The organism is Microtetraspora malaysiensis, assembly GCF_001528665.1.
Classification (GTDB): Bacteria; Actinomycetota; Actinomycetes; order Streptosporangiales; family Streptosporangiaceae; genus Microtetraspora_A; species Microtetraspora_A malaysiensis.
The window spans coordinates 140,695-160,397 of record NZ_BBYJ01000011.1 but is presented as its reverse complement, the minus strand read 5'-3'; the positions used below and the strand labels follow the sequence as shown (position 1 = coordinate 160,397).

Here is a 19,703-nt window from a genome sequence, read left to right as displayed (position 1 = left end):
GGGCTCACCCCCTTGTCAGCTGGCGGACCTGTACCACATACAACACCCCGGCCCACCAGTACAGACCAGTCCCCCAGAGGGCGAACGCCCAGCCGAAGATGCCCGTGATCTCCGCGTACCACCCCTCATGGGACGCGAGGAACAGCAGGGGGAATGCGTACATGAGGCAGGCGGTCGCGGCCTTACCGAGGAAATGTACGGGCAGGGCCGGGCCGTAGCCGTGGCGGCGCAGGATGGGCACGGTGAAGAGCAGGAAAACGTCTCGTCCGATGACCAGGGCCGCCAGCCACCACGGGATCACCTCGCGCAGGACCAGCCCGGCGAGGGTGGCGAGGATGTAGAGCCGGTCCGCGAGAGGATCGATCAGCCGGCCGAGCTTGCTCGTCTGGTTCCACGCCCGGGCGAGCTTCCCGTCGAGCCAGTCGCTGATCCCCGCCGCGATGAGCAGGAGGATGGCCCAGGCGTCCGCCTGTGGCCCCAGCACGAGCCACAGGAACACGGGAACGCCGAGCAACCTCAGGAAGCTCAGCAGGTTGGGCAGGGTAAAGATCCGATCCTCGGCAGACTCCACGGTCAGACCTTACATCGCGTCCGGATGCCGCCCGGCGGGCGGTGCGCGCCGCGTTCGGCGGCTCGGCCGTTCTCTCAGGCGTCCTTTCCGGGGCCGGCCGGCGAGGGCGGTACGGGGCGGAAACCGGCGTCCACCAGTCCGAGCCGGTGCGCCACCACGGCGGCCTGGGTGCGGTTGCGCAGCTCCAGCTTCTCCATAACGGCGGCGACGTGGCTCTTGACCGTCGTCACCCCCACCCGCAGCCGCTCGCCGATCTCGGCGTTGGACAGGCCCATGCCCACGAGGGTGAGGACCTGCACCTCGCGTTCGGTCAGCCCGCGCGGGAGGGACACCGCCTCCCGCTCGGCGGCGAGCGCGCGCTCCACCACCCGGCGCAGCACGGACGGGGCCAGCAGCGGCTCCCCCTGCGCGGCGCGCCGTACGGCGTCGACGATCCGCTCGGGGGTGTCGTCCTTCACGAGGAAGCCGAGCGCCCCGGCTCTCAGCGCGCCGTAGACGTTGTCGTCCTCGGCGAACGTGGTGAGCACGACGATCCGGGCCGACGGCCGGGCGGCGAGGATCCGCCGGGTCGCCTCCAGGCCGTCCACGCGCGGCATCCGCAGGTCCATGAGGATCACGTCCGGCAGGAGCCGCTCGGCCAGATGCACGGCCTGCGCCCCGTCCGCGGCCTCGCCGCAGATCTCCGTGTCTCCCGCGGCCTCCAGCATCATCCGGACCCCGGCGCGTACCAGGGCCTGATCGTCGGCCACCAGAGCCCGGATCACCGGCGTCCCCTCCCCACCCTCGTCATGGTCGGCTCTCCCGTCACGGCCGTATCCTCCACCGTCGCGCGCGTGGTCACTCGCGGCTCCTCGCCGTTCCCGTACGCACGGGGAGCGCGGCGGCCAGCCGCCAGCCGCCGTCCTCGGCCGGGCCCGCCGTCAGGCGCCCGCCGAGCGCGCCGGCCCGCTCCCGCATGCCGTTGATGCCCTGCCCGGTCGACGGCAGCTCCCGGGAGGCGGCGGCGCCGGGGCCGTTCCTGATCTCCACCGCCAGCTCGTGTCCCCTGATCCCTACCTTGACGCGGGCCTCCGTGCCCGGTCCCGCGTGCTTGAGCACGTTCGTCAGCCCCTCCTGGACGATCCGCGCGGCGGAGGCGCGGACGACGAGCGGCGCCCCCTCCGCCTCGGGCGCGATGTCGAGCTCGACCCGCAGCCCGGCCGCCGTCATCCGCGCCACCGCGTCCCGTACGACGTCCTCGGGGTCGGCGGAGGGGATGTCGTCCTTGCCGGGGTCCCTGAGCACGTCGAGCAGGCCGCGCAGGTCCTCGAGCACGCGGTGCCCGGTGGCGCGGATGTCGGTGAGCGCCTCCTCCGCCGGGCCGTCCGCCCCCGCGTACAGCGCGGCGCTGGCGCGGAGCACCATCGCGCCGACGTGGTGGGCCACGATGTCGTGGACGTCCCGGGCGATCCGCTCCCGTTCGGCCAGCCGGCCGGCCCGGTTCCGCGCGGCGGCGAGCTCGGCGGCCTGGCGCGCGGCGGCCTGCCGGCCCCGGATGTAGCGGCCGATGGCGACCGGCGCGGCCACCATCGCGATGAGGGCGATCGCCCGCCAAACCGTGATCTCCGTACTGTCGTCGACGACCGTGATCACGGACGCCGCGCAGGTGAGCAGGTATCCGGCGAGCACCCACGCCCATCTCGCCCGGGTCGCGAACACGCCGAGGGCGACGAACAGCAGGATCTGCAGGGTGGTGCCGACCTCTCCGACGTACTGGTCGGAGACGATCACCAGGACGCTCTCCAGCAGCAGCACCGCTCCGGGGAGGCGGCGGACCACGCCGAGGGCCAGGCCCGACAGCACCACCATGAGGCCGACCGCCCAGGCGGGGAGCGCGCCGCTGGACCAGTTCGGCCAGCTCCCCAGGACGGCGAGGGCGAGGCCGCCGCCCGCCATCAGCAGGTCGAGCAGCGGGGCGTGGTCCTCGTCGGGACGGCGCAGCGCCGTACCGCGCAGGTAGCGGCCGATGAGCACGGGGACGGCGACGATGCCGACGGTGTAGAACCACGCGCCGCGGGTGAAGGCGAGGCCGGGGTCGGCGAGGTTCAGCCCGGTGGCGAAAGCGGCCAGGACGGCCACGGGAACCGTCCACCGCCACTCGCGCAGCCGGGCCAGCACGCCCACGGCGACCGGGAGCAGGATCTGCACGGCGTCGACGGTCGAGGCCTCGATCTGGTCGTAGACGGCGAGCAGGACGATGAGGCAGAGCGCCGCGGCGCCCGGCCACCTGCGCAGCAACGCCAGCGGGAGCCCGCCGAGCAGCGCGAGAAGCACCACCACCCACGGCGGCGCGGACGGGCCACCCAAGGAGGAGGTGGCCACGAGCACGTTGAGCACGACTCCGGAGACGGCGAGGGAGAGGTCCAGGAGGTAGCCGCCGCGCCATCGCATGGGTGAACCGTATCGAGGCGGCGCCCGCGGGCCGTCATCCTCAGGGAGGACGGCCGCCCTCCTCCAAGTGGCCGCTCGAATGGGCTCGTCGGTGGATGATCAAGTCGCCCCCGCCGCCCTAGTGTCGATGGACATGGCGAACGAATCAACGCTCTTCCTGGGCGAGTTCTTCAGGTCCCCGACCATGGTCGGCGCGATAGCGCCCAGCTCGCGGCGGCTCTCGTCCGCGGTGGCGGTCCCGGTCCCCGAACGCGGAGACCCCGTGGTGGTCGAGCTCGGACCGGGCACCGGCCCCTTCACGGCCGAGATCCAGCGGCGGCTGGGCGGCCGCGGCCGGCACATCGCGTTAGAGATCAACCCGCGTCTGGCGGACCATCTGCGGGCCAGGCACCCCGGCCTGGAGGTGCTGGTGGAGGACGCCGCCCGGCTGCCGAGCCTCCTCGCCGACCGCGGCCTGGCGGAGGCCGACGTGATCGTGAGCGGGCTGCCCTGGGCCGCCTTCTCACCGTCGAAGCAGGCCGTACTGCTGCGGGCCGTCGTGGACTCGCTCGGCCCGCACGGCGCGTTCACCACCTTCTCGTACGTGCACGCCCGGATGCTCGGCCCGGCGGTTCGGTTCCGGCGCAGCCTGGCCCGGACGTTCGAGGAGGTCGTCCCCGGGCGAACGGTGTGGCGCAATCTGCCGCCCGCGTTCGTCTTCCACGCCCGGCGGCCGCGAGTGTCCCAGGCCCAAGGTCAGGGGTGACCACGGCGTCCTGTGCTTTCCGCGCCGCAGCCCGGCGGGGCGGTCTCGCGCCCCGTGTCCCCCCGGCAGCCGCCCCTCGGTGAGCCGTACGGCCGACCGGTTGGGCTCCCCCCGGCAGCCGGAGTCAGGCGAACGCCTCCTTGAGCCGGGCGGCCACGTAGTCGCGCGCGTCCTCGGCGTCGTCGAAGAAGCCGGGGACCCCGAAGAAACCGTGCAGCATCCCGGGATAGCAGCGGTACTCGACGGACACACCCGCGGCGGACAACTCCCGGGCGTAGGCGGCGCCCTCGTCGCACAGCGGATCGTACTCCGCGGTGATCACGGTGGCCGGGGCCAGCCCCGATTTGTCGGCCAGCCGCAGCGGCGCGAGCCGCGGGTCGAGCGGGTCGGCGTCCCGGGCGTACTGCTCGACGAACCAGGCCATCTCGACCGCGTCCAGCCCGAATCCGCAAGCGCACGCCCGGTAGCTGGGCGTGTCCATCGCCACGTCGGTGATCGGGTAGAGCAGCACCTGGTGGGACAGGGTGAGTCCGGCGTCGCGCGCCCGCCAAGCGGCGACCGCCGCGAGGTTGCCTCCCGCGCTGTCGCCGATCACCGCCACCCGGCCCGCGTCGCCGGTGTAGAACTCGGGACGGGCGAAGACGTCCTGCACGACCGTGAAGGCGTCGTCGGCCGCCACCGGGAAGGGATGCTCCGGCGCCAGCCGGTAGTCCACCGACGCGACGACGGCGCCGCAGCGCCGCGCCAGGTCGCGGCCGAGCGCGTCGTTGCGGTTCACGCTGCCGAAAACCCAGCCTCCGCCGTGGAAGTAGACCACCACGGGGAGGGGGCGGTCGCCCGGCTCCGGCCGGTAGACGCGCACCCGCACCCCGTCCACCTCGTGGTCGCGGACGTCAGGCAGGTCGGCGGGCCGGCCGCGCTGCTCGGCCATGCCGTCGACGCCACGCATCCGGACGATCTCCGGCAGCGTCAGGGCGGCCAGATCGACGTTGAGGTCGGCGGGAAAGAGCTTCAGATAGGCAGCGGCCTGAGGGTGCAACGCCATGGCCGCACAGTAACAGTGCCTCTGCGGCCGGCCGTGTCCGCGTGCCGTTCCCTGACCGCCGGCTCCGCCTACGGGGTTGCGGCCGGTCCCTTCCGCGGTGGGACTCCTCCTGTGGGCCCGCGCCGGGCTCATCCCGAAGGCGGACGCCGTCTCCTCGTCCGGTCCCGTAAGGTGCCTGCCTCGCCGACGTCGCGGTTCCGGGTTCGCCCGCTTCCTGTCGCGCTCCGGAGGACGGGCGGGGCCGTCCCGGAAGATCGGGTCAGGGGCGGGAGGCGTCGACCAGCGCCTCGATGAGCCGGTTGTCCGCGTCGCGCTCGGGGTGCCACTGGACGCCGACACCGAACCTGTGGCCCTGGAGCTCGATCCCCTCGACGATCTGGTCCTCGCCCCACGCCACGGCGAGCAGGCCGGTCCCGAGCCGCCTGAGCGCCTGCTGATGCGGCCCGGTCACCTCGGCGTGGTCGCCGATGGCCTTGCCCAGCGCGCTGGAGACGCTCACGCTGACGGCGTGCCGCGGCGTCGCGTGGCGGTCGTGCGCCACGGATTCGGGCAGCCAGGGGATGAGCGTCCCGCCCTGGACGACGTTGACCAGGTGCATCCCCCGGGACACCGCGAGGAACGGCAGGTTGCCCTTGATCGCGGCCTCGGCCAGCGCCATCTCGAAGCGGTCCCGGTGCGCCTGCGGCTCCTCGGCCCGCGGGTCGCGGGCCTCGCCGTACAGCGCGGGGTCGACCGGCGCGCCGCCCGCGAGGATGAGGCCGTCGAGGCCGCGCACGTAGTCCGCCGCCGCGTACGGGCTCATCGGCGGCAGCACGACGGGGGCCCCGGCCGCCTTCTCCACCGCTCGCGCGTACGCGTGCGGGGACAGCACCGCCTCACGCACCCAGGCCCCCCACCGGGCGGCCTCGAGGTAGGCGGTGATGCCAATGAGTGGACGGCGCATGGTCTCTCCAACGGATCTCGCATTCTTGCACGCCCATAATGGCGTACCTGATTTCGCTTTTGTCGCATATCTCGCGCATCGACGGCGTTACCCCAGTTCAGAGTGGATCTTGCGGATATCAGGGCTCGGAGAGACACCCGCGACGCCCGGATCTCGCGATGGCCCGAATCTGTCGGTGGCGCCTGGCACGATGGCGATAGCCGTGCACGGCGCGGAGCCGGACGAACGCGTTCCGGAAGGGCCGGCCTCGCGAGAGGCGGTCCGGACGGGCGCGGGACCGCCGCCCGCACGCGCAGGGCCGCACACGCGAGCCGTCTCGCCGGGCCGTCTCGCCGAGCCGTGAAACGGGGGCCGCCCCGCGAGCGGACGGTACGGCACGTCGGTACGCGCACGTAATGCACCAACTGCGCCATAAGGGACATAAAGCACACAAAGGCACTTAAGTGACACGAGGTTGCGCTTAACGGCTGATTTCGCGTCGCTGCGTTCATGTCAGTCCGCAGGCGGGCGCCGGGCAGGCCGGGCCGTCACGCCACTTCGCGCAAAGGAGACATCCATTGGACGCGCTGCTCGCAGTAGGGACCCGCAAGGGACTGTTCCTCGCCCGTTCGAGGAACGGCGGACCGTTCGAAGTGGAACCGGTCCGCTTCACCACGGTCGGCGTCCCGTCCGTCGCGATCGACACACGCGGCCCCGCTCCCCGGCTGCTCGCCGGGATCGAATACGGCCACTTCGGGCCGTCGGTGATGTGGTCCGACGACCTGGGCGAGACGTGGGGGGAGGCCGACCGGCCACCGGTCGCGTTCCCGGAGCACACGGGCGCGACGCTGGCGAAGGTCTGGCAGCTTCAACCGTCACCGACCGAGCCCGGCGTGGTCTGGGCCGGGGCCGAGCCCGCCGCGCTGTTCCGCTCGGAGGACCGCGGCGCCACCTTCTCGCTGGTCGAGGGCTTGTGGAACCATCCGTCCCGGCCGACGTGGCAGGCCGGGGGCGGCGGCCTCTGCCTGCACACGATCATCCCGCATCCGGTCGATCCGGAGCGGATCGCGATCGCCGCCTCAGCCGTCGGGTTCTTCCGCAGCTTCGACGGCGGGGCCTCCTGGGAGCCGGCCAACAAGAACATCCGGGCGCCGTTCTTCCCGGAGGGCGCGCAGTACCCCGAGTTCGGGCAGTGCGTGCACAAGGTCGCCGCCCATCCGGAGCGTCCCGACCGGCTGTTCCTGCAGCACCATTTCGGCGTCTACCGGTCGGACGACTTCGGCGGGTCCTGGCGGGACATCGGCGGCGATCTGCCGTCGGACTTCGGCTTCCCGATCGTCGTCGACCCGACGCGGCCGGACACCGTGTACGCGTTCCCGCTGCGGGCGGACATGGACCGCACTCCCCTGGACCACCGCTACCAGGTGTTCCGCAGCGAGGACGCGGGAGCCACCTGGAAGGGGTTCACGCACGGCCTCCCCGACGAGCCGGTCCACTCCGCCGTGCTGCGCGACGCGATGTGCGCCGGCGAGGCGGGCGTCTTCTTCGGCACCCGTGACGGCGAGGTGTACGGCTCGCGCGACCACGGCGAGTCCTGGACGCTGATCGCCAAGCACCTGCCGGACGTGCTGACCGTCCGCGTCGCGGTGCTCTGAGTGGCGAAGCGGGTCACCCTGGTGACGTTCGTCCTGCCGCCGCCTCTGCGGCGCTGGGTGAACGGCCAGGTCGAGGTACGGGTGTTCGCCGTGGCCGCCTCCGACCACGGCTTCCCGACGCTCGGCGGGGCGCTCGACACGCTCCGCCGGGCGCACCCGTCGCTGGAGGAGCGGCTGCGCGACGAGGACGGGCACCTCAAGAGGCACATCACGCTGTACGTGTGCGGCGCGAACGCGGACGGCCTCGGCGGCCTGGAGTGCGCCCTCCCCTCGGGCGCTCAGGTGCACGTCCTCCCGGCGCTGGTTTGATAATCGCGGCACATGCGCGGGCATTTGCAATTGCATCGGAAATGTATCGCGATTAGCCGGAGTCGCCCGCCCCCCTCCAAAACAGGGCGCGTTTCCCTCTTGACGTCGATCAGGCCCGGGATTCAGCGCGGGTACGCGGCCGGCCCGGGGGGCGCGTACCGCCTAGAGATCGCGCACGTCGGCTCGGTCACGAGCCTGACATAACAGGGCGTACTATCTCAAAATACGGACACATCTGTAGCGACAAAACCGGCCGAACGTGGAGTTAATCTCTAGAGAACCGCCGGTGCTCGTAGAGCAGGGTTCTCGGGTTTCGGACCTACCGGAGTCCGACTTTTCGGTTACTTATTCCCGTAGGGTATTTGCCGCCTTCATTTACCTTCCCAACGAATCAGTGTCAGTCTAATATCTTGGGCTGTGTCTCGGTATGCATCAGATTTCCCAGACAGGCAGCCACGCCGCAATGATGTGCATGCCGATGACGAGTGGGAGGCCATCGGCCCCCCAATGGAGTGGGAACCCGAGACTCTTTCAGATTCCCGTTGGCGAAAGATCGTTCCGATCGGCGTGGCCGTGGCGACCCTCGCCGGGCTCGGAATCGCCGTCCTCGTGACCCGCGAGGGAAGCACGCCGCCGTCGTCCCCTCCCCAGCACGCCGCCGCGGGCTGGGACGGCGCGGCGTCGTCCGCGCCGCCGACACCCTCCCCGTCCGGCTCCAAGCGTTCGACGGCCAAGGCCGCCGCGAAGTCCGCGTCTCCGCAGCTCACCGTCAAGAAGGCGGGTGAGATCTTCGACCGCTACCAGCACGGGATATCGTCCGCGCAGGCCGGCATGGACGAGGCCGCGATCGGGAAGCAGGAGCAGGGCCTCGCGATGGAGATGACCAAGGCCAGCATCTCGACCGCGCGGATGGAGGGCACCAAGGTCGCGTCGGGCATGTGGCCGAACACGCGGGTGTGGGTGCCCCGCCACATCGACGGCCTGGCCGACTGGTTCGTCGCGGTGTCGTACGAGCCTGAGGTGGCCCGCATCAGCAGCCTGATGACCACGACCGGCAGCGGGTGGCGACTCGTCGCCGCGGCCGTCGACGCCCGGGTCAACGCGGCGGAGCTGCCCGCCGTCGCCACCGACTCCGCGGGCTACGCCGTCAGCCTGCCGGAGAACGCGAGCGGCCTGGTCGGGACCCCGCGCCAGATCGTCCGCGCGCACCTGGCCAGCCTCGAGAAGGCCCAGCCCGACCAGCGCTTCGCCCAGGGAGCGTGGACCAGTGAGGCCGCGCTGTTCTGGCAGCGGGAGCGCGAGCAACTCGTGCAGGCCGGCTGGGGGCTCACCCTGTCGTACGAACCGGAGGGCGCCATCCACTCGTTGCAGACCGCCGACGGCGGCGCGCTCATCTGGTACGCGGCCCGCTCGGCCGAGACCCGGACCGCCCGGCGCCTGGGCGCGAAGGTCTCCCTGAAGGGAGCGGCCGCTGTGCGCACCTCGCACAAGGCATTCGGCCGCTGGGTGAGCGCGACGTACGGACGGATGTACGCCGCCTACGTGCCGCCCGCCGGATCGACCGATCCCGTTCGGGTGCTCGGCGAGTGGAGCGAAGTGTTGGAGACCGACGGCGCCTGACGTCACCACCAATAGAGGAAGAGGTGGATCCATGTCGACACCCTCACGCGCGACGGTGATCACCGCGAGCGTCGCGATCGGCGTGTTCGGGGCCGGTACCGCTGTGGGCACCGTCATCGCCACGAACTCCCACCCCACCGACCTGAGCGCGGCCCGGCTGACCGCGGGCACCTACCAGCTGGACAACGGGGTGGACGCCTGGACCACCCTGGCGGCCACCGGCGCCGGGCTGGCCACCTCGCTCACCGGGACCGACGCGGGCAGCACGATCACGGCCGGCTCCGGAAAGCAGCGAGTCTGCCTCGGCACGACGACGGACGGCCACGCCGTGGACGCGGCGGCGCAGGGCTGCGCCTCGCTGCCGGTGCTCGCGGCGAGCCAGTTCGCCGCACTGCGTCAACCGGCCAATCCAAAGACGACGGGGGAACCGGAGCCGAAGAGCACCCCCACGAGCGAACCGCAGAGCACACCGAAGGACACGAAGAGCACTCCCAAGACTGGAGCGGGCGGCACCGGAGCGACGCCCCAGCCCACCGCCAAGGCGGCCGGGAAGCCCCCCGTAGTGGTCGCGCCCATCAAGGCGCCGGAGCCGACCAAGGCGCCGGCGGCCACCGTCCCCCCGGCGACCACCGAGACGATCGGCGCGACGGCGAGCCCGGCCCCGGTACAGAGCTTCGTCACCGTGACGGCGACGCCGGGCGTGACGACGTCGGCCACCCCCGCCGTGACGCCCTCGCCCGCCAAGGGCGCCGTGGCCGCCGCCTCGCCGTCGGCCATCCCCTCTCCGGCCGCCGTCCAGTGGGGAAAGGTCATCGGCACGACTCAGGACGGCGCCAAGCTGATGGAGCGGAGCGACGGCAGCCGGGCGATCTTCGGGCCGGACAACAAGCTGATCCGGGTCATGCCGGGCCCGTGGGCCACCGACGTCAAGGTGCTGCCGGACGGCAACTGGCTCATGCTGCGGCCGAACGGCGACCGCATGATCGTGAGCCCGGCCGGGCTGGAGCTCGCGCCCCAGCAGAACACGGCCCCGCCGACCCCGCCCGCCGCCGGTGCCGGCGGTACGGGAACGGGGACCGGGGCGGGTGCCGGGACAGGAACCGGAGCCGGGACAGGAACGGGCGCTGGTACGGGAACCGGGGCCGGGGCCGGGACAGGAACGGGTACCGGCGCCGGAGCAGGGACGGGTGCGGCGGGTGGGGCGGCCACCGGCGGCACGGGCACCACCGGCACGGGCACCACCGGCGCGAGCGGCACCGGTGACGCGACCGGCGGCACGGGCGCCGGCTCGGACATCACGACCGGCACCGGCACCGGCACCGGCACCGGCACCGGAGGCACAGGTGACGGCACCGGACACGGGACCCGCCACAGGAGCGGCCACGGGGACGGAGAGCGCAGTCGGTACCGCTCTGAACGGGGCGGATCCGCGGGAAGATCCGTCGAGGGCAGCGGGACGGAGGGCGTCTCCGGCACCGCGGGCCGACCGGACGGCGGTGCGGCGGACGGAACGGTCACCGGGACCGACGCGGGCGCCGGCGCAGGTGCCGGAGACAGCTCGGGTGCCGGTTCCGGAGACGGCGCGAGCGCAGGAGACAGTGCGGGTGCCGTCGGCGGGAACGCGTACGCGCCCGGCATGGAGGACGCTCTCCCCGTCCTCCAGGACCCGGAGCTGCTGCAGCGGGCGTCCCAGGCCCTCGGCCTGGACGAGGGCATGAGCTACACGGACGAGAACGGCGTCTGGGACCTCAACATCGCGCCCCCGGGCACGCCGCCCTGCCACGACTACTCCAGGAGCGAGCTGTCCCGGCGCGGCATCCCCCGCGACTCGTGCGCGCTTCCGGCGTTCGTCCGCTGGCTGTACGCCGACCCGACCCCCGGTGAGGTGAGCAACTGGACCAAGTTCACCGGCCTGCCGGAACGCAACCTGGAACTCGTGGTCACGAACCCCTCGGCCCAGCCCACGTCCGCCGGGGCGCCGGGCCAGGTCGAGCCGGACGCCTCCGGGTACACCGGCTGATGACCATGCCCCGATGGGTCGACGACCACGGCGCGCACCTGCTGGACTACGCCGCGGGCCTGGTCGGACCGGCCAGGGCGCCGGAGGTGGTCGCCGCCGTCCTGGCCGCGTGCCGGGCGCAGGGGGAGCCGCCCGACGGCGTCTCCCCCGCCGCCTGGCTGCTCGGGTCGGTACGGCAGCGCTGCCACGCCGACCCCGGACATCGGGCGGGGTACACGCCGGAGCCGGCGCTGGGGCCGGGGGTTCCCGACCCCCGGTCCGTCGAGCGCGCCTGGACGCTCGCCGATCCGCTGGGCACCGAGGCGCTCCGGCTGATGTACCGGCACGAGCTGGCGCTCCCGGACGTCGCGCACGTGCTGGATCTGTCCGTGGAGGACGCCGGGCGGCTCACCACGCGCACCCAGGACCTGGTCGAGATCATGGTGAGCGCGATGGACGCGCTCAGCCACGGCCGGCCGGCCTGCCGCGAGCTCGCTCCGCTGCTGGACGTGCTGTTTCCCGATCCGCCGGCCGCGCCGGCGCCGGAGGAGTTCGCCGACGGGCGCCTGGCGCTGACCGCGCACATCGTCGGCTGCGCGGTGTGCAAGCGGCCGATCAACATCCGCTACACCGTCCCGCAGATGACCTCGCATCCGGCGCTCCAGCGTCTTACGGACGAGTCGAGGAGGCTCCTGGAGGGGGCCCCGTCCTCTCCCCCTTCCGACTCTGCTCCCCCCTGGGGTTTTTCTAGCCATAAGTCGGCTTCCGCCGTTGACTCCTGGGCTTCGTCCGGGCTGGAGCGGTTCGGCTCGGGTTCGGGCTCGGGGTCCGGAGAGCCCGGCGGGCACGAGGTCCAGGTTCCCCGGCCGCGCCGTCCCTCCGTCTTTCCGGGAGCGGGGACGAGCGACACGTTCCCGCCGCCCTACGCGCCTCCGTCGGGCGACGATGCTCCCTGGTCGTTGCACGCGGCTCCGGGCGATCTCGGCGCTCCTCTGCCTCCGATCGTGCTCGGCGGGCGGCACGAGAAGTCGGCCACCGGTCCGGCGGACGCGCCCGCTCCCGGCGAGGACGCCGCCGCCCGCACCGGGGACGCGGCCGCGGATCCCGCCACGCCCGACCACCCCGCTCCGGACCGGCCCGCCGACACGCGCGACCTTCCGGACGGCTCGGCGACCGAGGTCATCGTCTGGGTGATCGACGACATGACCGGCGGCGTGGCCGACGGCGGTGACACCCACGCGGCGCCCCGAGCGTCCGCTTCGGAACGAGACGATCACCACGCCGCCGGGGACCAACCGCACGGCGGCGACATCACGGATCACGGCGACCGCCCTCCCGGAGGCGGTGCCCCGCACGCGGGCCGCCGTACCGCTCCGAGCCGCCGCCACCCCTATCGGGACGCGGCCGAGGTTTCCGCCGACGAACCCGGCCAGGCCACGGACGGCACGGCGGGCGCGGCAGCGGGCACAGCCGAGACCGGCACCGGCGACGCCGATGCGGAGGTGAACGCGGACGGTTCCGGCGACTCCCCCCTGCCGCTGCCGTCCGCGCCGGAGCCCGCCGCGGCGGAATCGGACGGACCCGGGTACGACACACCCCTGTACAACGCGCTGCGGACGCAGGCGTGGGCCCGCGAGGTCCTGGCGCGAGCGGCGGAGACGACGGCCGCGACCCAGCCGATCCCCATCACTCCGGCGGCGCCCCCGGCCACCCCCGGCACGCCGCCGACCGGCCCGGCGGGGACGCCTCCGAAGCCCGCGCGACCCGCCACGCCGCCGCCCAAATCGCGGCCCACAACGTCACCCGCGTCCCCACCGTCACCCACACCGGCGTCCGCGCCGTCCTCCGTGCCGTCTTCCGTCCCGGCGGCCGGGTCGTCCGCGCTGCCCCTGTCCGCGCCGCTGCCCTCCGCCCTGCCGGCCGAACTCACCGGTCCGCTGCCGGCCGTACTGACCGAGCCGGAGGACGAGCGGCCCGGCCGGACGAGGGACCGGAGGCCGGGCGGCGCGCGGCGCCGGCCGCTCTCGGACGAGCCGACCCGGCCGGTTCCGGTGCTGTCCCGGGAACGGCCGATCGCCAGGAACACGTCACTGAAGATCGCGGTCATCGTCCTCGCCGGGGCCGCCGGCACCGTGACAGGGATCAAGATCCTCGGCCCGGCGCTCGACGGCGAGGCGCCCGCGCGCTCCCTCCAGTCCGTCGCGGTCGAGACGGCGCGGAGCGATCCGAGCGCCCAGGGGATCTTCGACGACCCCGGCCCCGAGGACGACAAGAGCCTGGGCAACGGGCCGCTGCGGATACCGGCGACCGTGACGCTCGACGAGTTCGGCCGGGGCACGATGACGCTCACCGTCTCGGAGGGCGCCGAGGGATCGATCAGCTGGCGGATCTCGGCCCCCGGGCTGGTGGTGACGCCCGCCAAGGGCACCCTGAAGCGCGGCGGAAGCGGCGTCGTCAGCGTGCGCGCGCTGCGGGTCCGTTACTGGTGCGGCGATCCGGAGGCGGTGACCGCGCCGCTCACCGTCCACGGCCCGTCCGAGTCGATCACCACGACGGTGCGCTGGCGCACCTGCTGACTGTTCACGTTCGAAAGGACCGTGCCTTGACAGAGATCCATACCTCGGCCGACGCCCCGGCCGAGCACGTTCCCGAGACGGTCCCGCTCACGGCGGAACATCTGCTCACCAACCGCCGTCCCGAGCCGTCCGGCGGGTGGCGGCGGATCGTGTGGCGTCTCTCCGGCCGCAGGTACATCCCGTCGGAGTCCGCGGCGGAGCGTGAGCGGCGCACGCTGATCGCGCAGGCGCAGACGCCCGTGGCGAGCGGCCACCACCGCATCGCCGTCATGAGCCTCAAGGGCGGTGTCGGCAAGACCACGACGACGGCCGCGCTCGGCAACACGCTGGCCTCGCTGCGCGGGGACCGGGTGATCGCCATCGACGCGAACCCGGACCGGGGGACGCTCGGCCTCAAGGTCAAGTCCGAGACGGCCGCGACCATCCGGACGCTGCTCGCCGAGGCGGACCACATCATGCGGTACGCGGACGCGCGGGCGTTCACGTCGCAGTCCCCGGCCCGGCTTGAGGTGCTGGCCTCCGACACCGATCCGGCGGTGAGCGAGGCGTTCAACGCGGACGACTACCGGAAGGTGGCCGGGCTGATCGAGCGCTACTACTCGATCTGCATCACCGACTGCGGGACGGGGCTGCTCCACGGGGCGATGCGCGCCACCCTCGAACTGGCCGACCAGATCGTGCTGGTCAGCCTGCCGGCGGTGGACGGGGCGAACTCCGCCGCCGCGACCCTCGACTGGCTCACCGCCCACGGGTACGCGGACCTGGTCAAGAGCGCGATCGTCGTGCTCAATTCGGTGGAGAGCAAGTCCGACGTCGACCTCGACCTGCTTGAGCGCCACTTCCGGGCGCGCTGCCGGACCGTGATCCGCGTGCCGTACGACCCGCATCTCAAGGAGGGCGCGGAGGTGGACCTGCTGCGGCTGCGGCCCACCACCCGCGGCGCCTACCTGCGGCTCGCGGCCGCCGTGGGGCACTCTTTCGGCCTGCGGCCGGATCGGACGGGACACTAGTGCCGCCGGTCGTCGAGGATCCCGCCCTCGACTGGGACCTCCGGCCGCCGCGCCGGATCCGCACCGCCCTGGTCGTCGTCGTAGCGGTCGTCGTCGTGGTGGCGATCGTCCTCATCGTCGGGATGTGGCGGGTCGTGGGGGCGGCGTCCACCACCCCCACGCCGAGCCCGGCGCCGTCGTCGGTCGCGCTGGCGCAACCCATGGCGTACGAGGGGAACGGCGGCTATCCCATCGGGTTCCCCCACACGGAGCTGGGCGCGGTCTCCGCCGCGGCGGCGGCCCTGGAGGCGGCCTGGACGCTGGACGGCGCGCAGGCCGAGCAGGCCGCGATGCTGTACGCGCCTCCGGAGCAGCGCAAGGCCGCGAGCGACGGCGCCCGTGCCGCCGTCAGCGGATGGCGCGAGACGCTCGGCCTGCCCAAGGAGGGCAAGCTGCCCGAGGGCGCCTCGCTCCGCACGCAGACGATCGGGGTGCAGTGGCGGCCGCGCGCCCAGGAGCAGGTCGAGGTGTCCGTGCTCGTGCAGGTCACGGCCACGACCGGCGGCGATGACAACGGCCCGACGTACTCCAGTCCGTACGCGATGACCCTGCTCATGGTCTGGTATCCCGGCGTGCGCGGCGAGAACCAGGGCGATTGGGTCAACATCCCCGATCCCACGCCTCCCACCGTGCCGCAGGCGGCCCTCCCGGGTACCCCCGAGTTCGCCGCCGCCGGCTGGAAACCCCTTAAAACCGCCTAGAACGAGGAATCCCCCATGTCCCCTCGTAACTCCTCCCGGCGTGCCGGTTTGCTCTCGAATCTCCTCCTGGTCAGCGTGTCCGCGACGACGGGCGCGATCGTCGCGCAACCCTTCGCGGCGGGTGCCGATCCCACCGTGGACGTCTCTGTGCCCGTCGACGCGCCCCCCGACGCCTCCGGCGGCTCTTCCGGCGGCTCTTCCGGCGGTTCCGCCGCCGCCGACCCGGGCGCGTCGGACTCGTCGAGTACGCGCTCCGGCACGCGGAACTCCTCCGTCAGCGACTCGGCCGCCACCGGGTCGGGCGGGTCCGGATCGAGCGCGTCCGGCGGTTCGGACTCCCGTGCGCCCGGCACGGTCGCACCGGGAGACCCCGCATCGGCCTCGGGAGACTCCGCCTCGACGGCCGACGGCTCCGTGCGGCGCACCCGCGCGTCCGGCTCCGACACCACGACCGATGTCTCGGCCACCGACACCGGTTCCTCCGGCGGCGCTTCCTCCGACAGCGTCCGTTCGGCCGCGAGCGACACCGCCTCAACCGGCACGAGCTCAGGGACGTCCGGCACGAGGTCGGGTACGTCCGGCACGGGCTCAAGATCGTCCACCTCGAGCACAGACTCGACGAGGAGCACGGGCACGTCCGGAGAATCAGGCTCCGCGGGCAGCGGCACCTCCTCGACGGGGAGCTCCGGCGGGGCCGCGACGGGACGCACCTCCCGCGCGTTGAAGAGCACCGACCAGGACACCCGCACCACGGTGGCCCAATCCACGCCGAAGGCGTCGGGCGGCTCCACCCGTGAGACGGACCCGGCGACCCCGGCGGCCACGCCCACCGTCGAGCCCACCTCCACTCCCGCCTCCACTCCCACCGTCACGCCGACCGGAGAAGACGGCGGGAAGCCCACCCCGGCCGTGACCCCCACGACGGGCACGACCCCCGCCCCCAGCGAGACACCCGCGGCGACGCCCTCCCCCGCGGCGAGCGGATCGCCCGGTTCCTCACCGCAGCCGAGCCCGACCACAAGTCCGACCACAAGTCCGAGCCCGAGCCCGTCGAAGAGCACCGTCCCGAGCCCGACGCCCTCGCCGAGCGCCGACAAGCCGGGCGGCTCAGGCGGCGGGCCGAAGCCGACGGTCACCCCCTCCGGCGCGCCCCGGCCCACGCTGCCGATTCCGGCCGCCACGGCGAACCCGGCGAAGGATGAGCCGACCGCGTCCCCCGACCCCGCGGGCGACCTCGAAGGCAGGACGGGGGACACCACCGGAGATACGCTCACCCTGCCGGTCATCGAGACGCACGTGCCCGAGTCGCACCCGCGCCTGGTGCCGCTGCCGCCGCTGGCCATCTCGTTCGCCGAGTCCTGCCGTTCCGTGACGGACGCGTCGTGCTGGAGCCTCGCCCCGTGGCGCGGCCGTACGAGTGACCAGCCGTCAGCCGGGCTCGTGGGGGTGACGCCGTCGGCGGCGCCGCGTTGGGCCTTCGCGCCGCCGCCCACCCGGATCGCCCCCGCCCGGGTCGCGCCGGTCTCCTGGGTGCCGACGCCGGCCAGATCGGGGTGCTGGATCTTCAGCCCGTCCGCCGCCTGCGCCCGGCCGCAGCGGTAGCGGCGACACGGCGCCGAGAAGCGCGCAGAGGAGCCGGGTAGAGGAGCTCGCTCCGCAACCCGGCACCGGAAGTAGCCGGTCCCGCCGATCCCATGTCCAAGGTTTCGGCGGGACCCGCCCCGCGCGGCTGTCCGCCCACGACCGCATCACGCTCCGTGACCCGCAGGCGGCGGCCCTGATCAGCTCTCCACGGCGGCGGGCGCGGACGACGCCGCACCATGTGTTCGGCCCCCGTAACCGACGTTGTGCCTGGTAGTCCAGCCAGATCTCCGAGTTGCCGGGTTTCATCAGTTGTTCGCATATCTCAGAGCCGATGCGAGCTATGGACGCATTTGGCGCGATCGCGGCGCTCGTTGGCATCACGAAGTCATCACACTACGAATACGGTCCGTGTCATTACTCTCCGCATTCATTTATGTGCTGTAAGTAATTAACCGAGGCGGCGTAGACATACCGTCTCACCGGCAACCGAAGATCGGAGACTTCATGCGACTAGCCGTACCCACGACCGTCCGACGCTCCAGGGCTGCCACTCTCGCAGCGCTGACCGCTTTCGCGCTGACGGCCGCCGGTGGCACCGCCCTGGCCGCAACCTCGACCGGGCAGGCCGCCGCACACGCGGGACGGGTGGCCACCGGCTTCTGCCTGGACAGCAGCAGCAGAGCCGGCTTCCAGATGAAGGTGCCCGCCTACCTCTGGGGCGACTGCACCAACCCCTCCCCGAACCTGAGGTGGGTCATCCAGAACGGCCAGATCAAGAACGTCGCCACGGGCTACTGTCTCGACAGCGGCGGAGACACCTCCCAGATGAAGGTGCCCGCCTACCTCTGGCGCGACTGCACCAACCCCTCCCCGAACCTGAGGTGGAGCATCCAGAACGGCCAGATCAAGAACGTCGCCACGGGCTACTGCCTCGACAGCGGCGGAGACAACTCGAAGATCAAGGCGCCCGTCTATCTCTGGCGCGACTGCACCAACCCCTCCTCCAACCTGAGGTGGAGCATCCAGAACGGCCAGATCAAGAACATAGGCTGACATAGCCGGTTGGCCCGGATCGCGGGAAAAGAGCGATCCGGGCCAACAGTCAGAGCGCGACCTCACGGCCCCACATCCCCACACGGCCGGCCGTGTGGGGATGTGCCGCCCTTCCGGGCGTCCTTCCGGGAGTGGGTCAGACCTTCCGCCAGCCGGGGACCCAGGCGCCGTCCTCGACGACGTAGTCGCCGAACAGGGCGGGGGCCTCCTCCTTCATGATCTCGCCGATGCGGCCGAAGATGAGGCGGATCTCCTCCTCCGCCCCGGCGGCCGTACGCGCCTCGATCGTGTGGCGCAGGGTGCGGACGTTGGCGGTCCAGACGAGGCCGGTGGCGACGCCCTCGGGCGCGAACCGGCGCATGAACGAGGTGCGGTGCTTCTTGTCGTGGAAGGGCACCCCCTCGTCGTCCAGGTGGAAGTGCTCGCCCATCCACGTCTGGAACTCTTCGAGCTGGTCGAGCAGGGCCGTGGCGCGCTTCATCAGCTCGGGGTCCTCCTTGGCCCACTCGGGGAACCAGAACGGGATCTCCGACAGCCGGACGTAGCGGAGGGACTCCTGCGAGATGGCGACGCCGGGACGGTGCCGTACCAGCTCGTGGGTGAACACCCGGCTGACGTTGTGCAGCACGAAGCTGAAGCTGATGTGCTCCAGGACCGAGCCGTGCGCGCTGGCGAGGATGTTGCGCAGGTAGGAGTCCTGGTCCTTCCTGATGCGGGTGACGTTGGGGTTGAGGCCCGGCTCGAAGGACCGGTAGCACAGACGTCCGGCGAACTCGGCGAGGTTCTGCGCGTCGAACTCGCCCCGCTCCAGCCGATCCAGCCAGGTCTCGCCTCCGATCTCCCGCAGGTAACGGGCGAGCTCGTCGTAGTCCAGCTCGGGCCTGGCGACGAGGAAGACCTCCGGTTCGACGCTGCGCATGGTTGATCCTCAGGTATCGGTGGATGTGGCGGTCCAAGCAAACCAGCCTTCTGGCCTGGGACGAAACCGGGGACCCCGCAACAGGGCCGGAGCTGTGGCAGGCGGTGCCCACGGGAACGATGGGTCGCATGGAAGTGCTGAGCAGCCGGGTGCTGATCCGCCCCCGCGACCTCGAGGCGAGCCATCGCTTCTACGGCGAGGTGCTGGGGCTGGCCGTCTATCGCGAGTTCGGGCCGCCGGAGGCCCGGGGCGTCGTCTTCTTCCTCGGGCAGGGCCTCCTTGAAGTGTCCGGCCGCCGCTCCGCTTCCGCCGAGGCGGACCGGGCCCCCGTGGAGCTCTGGTTCCAGGTGCGGGACGTACGCGCGGAGCACGTCCGGCTGCGGGATGCGGGCGTCACCGTGTTACGGCCGCCACGTACGGAGCCGTGGGGGCTCGTCGAGATGTGGATCGAGGACCCGGACGGCGTGCGGATCATGCTGGTCGAGGTCCCACGCGATCATCCGCTGCGGCGGGACGTCAGGTGAC

At 72.5% G+C, this 19,703-nt stretch carries 18 protein-coding genes; 11 read left to right on the top strand and 7 right to left on the bottom strand.

What is annotated here, in order from left to right; all coding sequences use genetic code 11:
• Positions 1-4: 4 nt before the first annotated feature.
• The 3 genes from clsA to AWQ71_RS15805 form a co-directional block, all read right to left on the bottom strand.
• Positions 5-571: a cardiolipin synthase ClsA gene (gene clsA, locus AWQ71_RS15815; protein WP_245658307.1), complete on the bottom strand. Its 567-nt coding sequence runs from the start codon at positions 569-571 to the stop codon at positions 5-7.
• Between the two features lie 74 nt (positions 572-645).
• The gene (locus AWQ71_RS15810; protein WP_067133540.1) at positions 646-1,335 is read right to left on the bottom strand and encodes a response regulator; all 690 of its coding nucleotides are present in this window, start codon (positions 1,333-1,335) and stop codon (positions 646-648) included.
• Positions 1,336-1,408: 73 nt separating this feature from the next.
• Positions 1,409-3,001: an ATP-binding protein gene (locus tag AWQ71_RS15805; RefSeq protein ID WP_084258925.1), complete on the bottom strand. Its 1,593-nt coding sequence runs from the start codon at positions 2,999-3,001 to the stop codon at positions 1,409-1,411.
• 133 nt (positions 3,002-3,134) lie between these two features.
• Here AWQ71_RS15805 and AWQ71_RS15800 point away from each other — a divergent pair, with 133 nt between their 5' ends.
• The gene (locus AWQ71_RS15800) at positions 3,135-3,746 is read left to right on the top strand and encodes a class I SAM-dependent methyltransferase (RefSeq protein WP_067133862.1); all 612 of its coding nucleotides are present in this window, start codon (positions 3,135-3,137) and stop codon (positions 3,744-3,746) included.
• 124 nt (positions 3,747-3,870) lie between these two features.
• Here the strand turns inward: AWQ71_RS15800 and AWQ71_RS15795 are convergent, their stop codons facing one another.
• Positions 3,871-4,791, bottom strand: a complete 921-nt coding sequence (locus AWQ71_RS15795; protein ID WP_067133537.1) for an alpha/beta hydrolase — start codon at positions 4,789-4,791, stop codon at positions 3,871-3,873.
• A gap of 259 nt (positions 4,792-5,050) precedes the next feature.
• Entirely contained in the window at positions 5,051-5,734 is a 684-nt protein-coding gene (locus AWQ71_RS15790; RefSeq protein ID WP_067133534.1) for a gamma-glutamyl-gamma-aminobutyrate hydrolase family protein, read from the bottom strand.
• 557 nt (positions 5,735-6,291) lie between these two features.
• On the opposite strand from AWQ71_RS15790, the gene AWQ71_RS15785 reads away from it, so the two are divergent.
• From AWQ71_RS15785 to AWQ71_RS15755, 7 genes are all read left to right on the top strand, one after another.
• Entirely contained in the window at positions 6,292-7,368 is a 1,077-nt protein-coding gene (locus tag AWQ71_RS15785; protein WP_067133531.1) for a WD40/YVTN/BNR-like repeat-containing protein, read from the top strand.
• Positions 7,369-7,677, top strand: a complete 309-nt coding sequence (locus AWQ71_RS15780) for a ubiquitin family protein (RefSeq protein WP_084258924.1) — start codon at positions 7,369-7,371, stop codon at positions 7,675-7,677. It abuts the gene before it with no gap.
• Positions 7,678-8,244: 567 nt separating this feature from the next.
• The gene (locus tag AWQ71_RS15775; RefSeq protein ID WP_067133529.1) at positions 8,245-9,297 is read left to right on the top strand and encodes a DUF8094 domain-containing protein; all 1,053 of its coding nucleotides are present in this window, start codon (positions 8,245-8,247) and stop codon (positions 9,295-9,297) included.
• Positions 9,298-9,328: 31 nt separating this feature from the next.
• On the top strand, positions 9,329-11,317 hold the full coding sequence (locus tag AWQ71_RS15770) for a hypothetical protein (protein WP_067133526.1): 1,989 nt from the start codon (positions 9,329-9,331) through the stop codon (positions 11,315-11,317).
• Between the two features lie 5 nt (positions 11,318-11,322).
• Positions 11,323-13,872, top strand: a complete 2,550-nt coding sequence (locus AWQ71_RS15765; protein WP_157570372.1) for a hypothetical protein — start codon at positions 11,323-11,325, stop codon at positions 13,870-13,872.
• Positions 13,873-13,898: 26 nt separating this feature from the next.
• Positions 13,899-14,882 carry a MinD/ParA family ATP-binding protein gene (locus AWQ71_RS15760; protein WP_067133520.1) on the top strand — a complete coding sequence of 328 codons (984 nt, stop codon included), beginning with the start codon at positions 13,899-13,901 and terminating at the stop codon, positions 14,880-14,882.
• Complete coding sequence (locus AWQ71_RS15755) at positions 14,882-15,622, top strand: hypothetical protein (RefSeq protein ID WP_067133516.1); 741 nt, start codon at positions 14,882-14,884, stop codon at positions 15,620-15,622. The genes AWQ71_RS15760 and AWQ71_RS15755 overlap by 1 nt, the downstream gene beginning before the upstream one ends.
• Here the strand turns inward: AWQ71_RS15755 and AWQ71_RS15750 are convergent.
• Positions 15,619-16,896 carry a hypothetical protein gene (locus AWQ71_RS15750; protein ID WP_157570371.1) on the bottom strand — a complete coding sequence of 426 codons (1,278 nt, stop codon included), beginning with the start codon at positions 16,894-16,896 and terminating at the stop codon, positions 15,619-15,621. The genes AWQ71_RS15755 and AWQ71_RS15750 overlap by 4 nt on opposite strands.
• Positions 16,897-16,918: 22 nt before the next feature.
• On the opposite strand from AWQ71_RS15750, the gene AWQ71_RS41645 reads away from it, so the two are divergent.
• Both AWQ71_RS41645 and AWQ71_RS15745 read left to right on the top strand, forming a co-directional pair.
• Entirely contained in the window at positions 16,919-17,224 is a 306-nt protein-coding gene (locus AWQ71_RS41645; RefSeq protein ID WP_157570370.1) for a hypothetical protein, read from the top strand.
• 486 nt (positions 17,225-17,710) lie between these two features.
• Entirely contained in the window at positions 17,711-18,259 is a 549-nt protein-coding gene (locus tag AWQ71_RS15745; RefSeq protein ID WP_084258923.1) for an RICIN domain-containing protein, read from the top strand.
• Between the two features lie 136 nt (positions 18,260-18,395).
• Here AWQ71_RS15745 and thyX read toward each other — a convergent pair whose 3' ends face one another.
• Positions 18,396-19,178, bottom strand: coding sequence for an FAD-dependent thymidylate synthase (thyX, locus tag AWQ71_RS15740; protein WP_067133509.1), 783 nt, complete (start codon positions 19,176-19,178; stop codon positions 18,396-18,398).
• Between the two features lie 128 nt (positions 19,179-19,306).
• On the opposite strand from thyX, the gene AWQ71_RS15735 reads away from it, so the two are divergent.
• Complete coding sequence (locus AWQ71_RS15735) at positions 19,307-19,702, top strand: VOC family protein (RefSeq protein ID WP_067133506.1); 396 nt, start codon at positions 19,307-19,309, stop codon at positions 19,700-19,702.
• Position 19,703 lies beyond the last annotated feature (1 nt).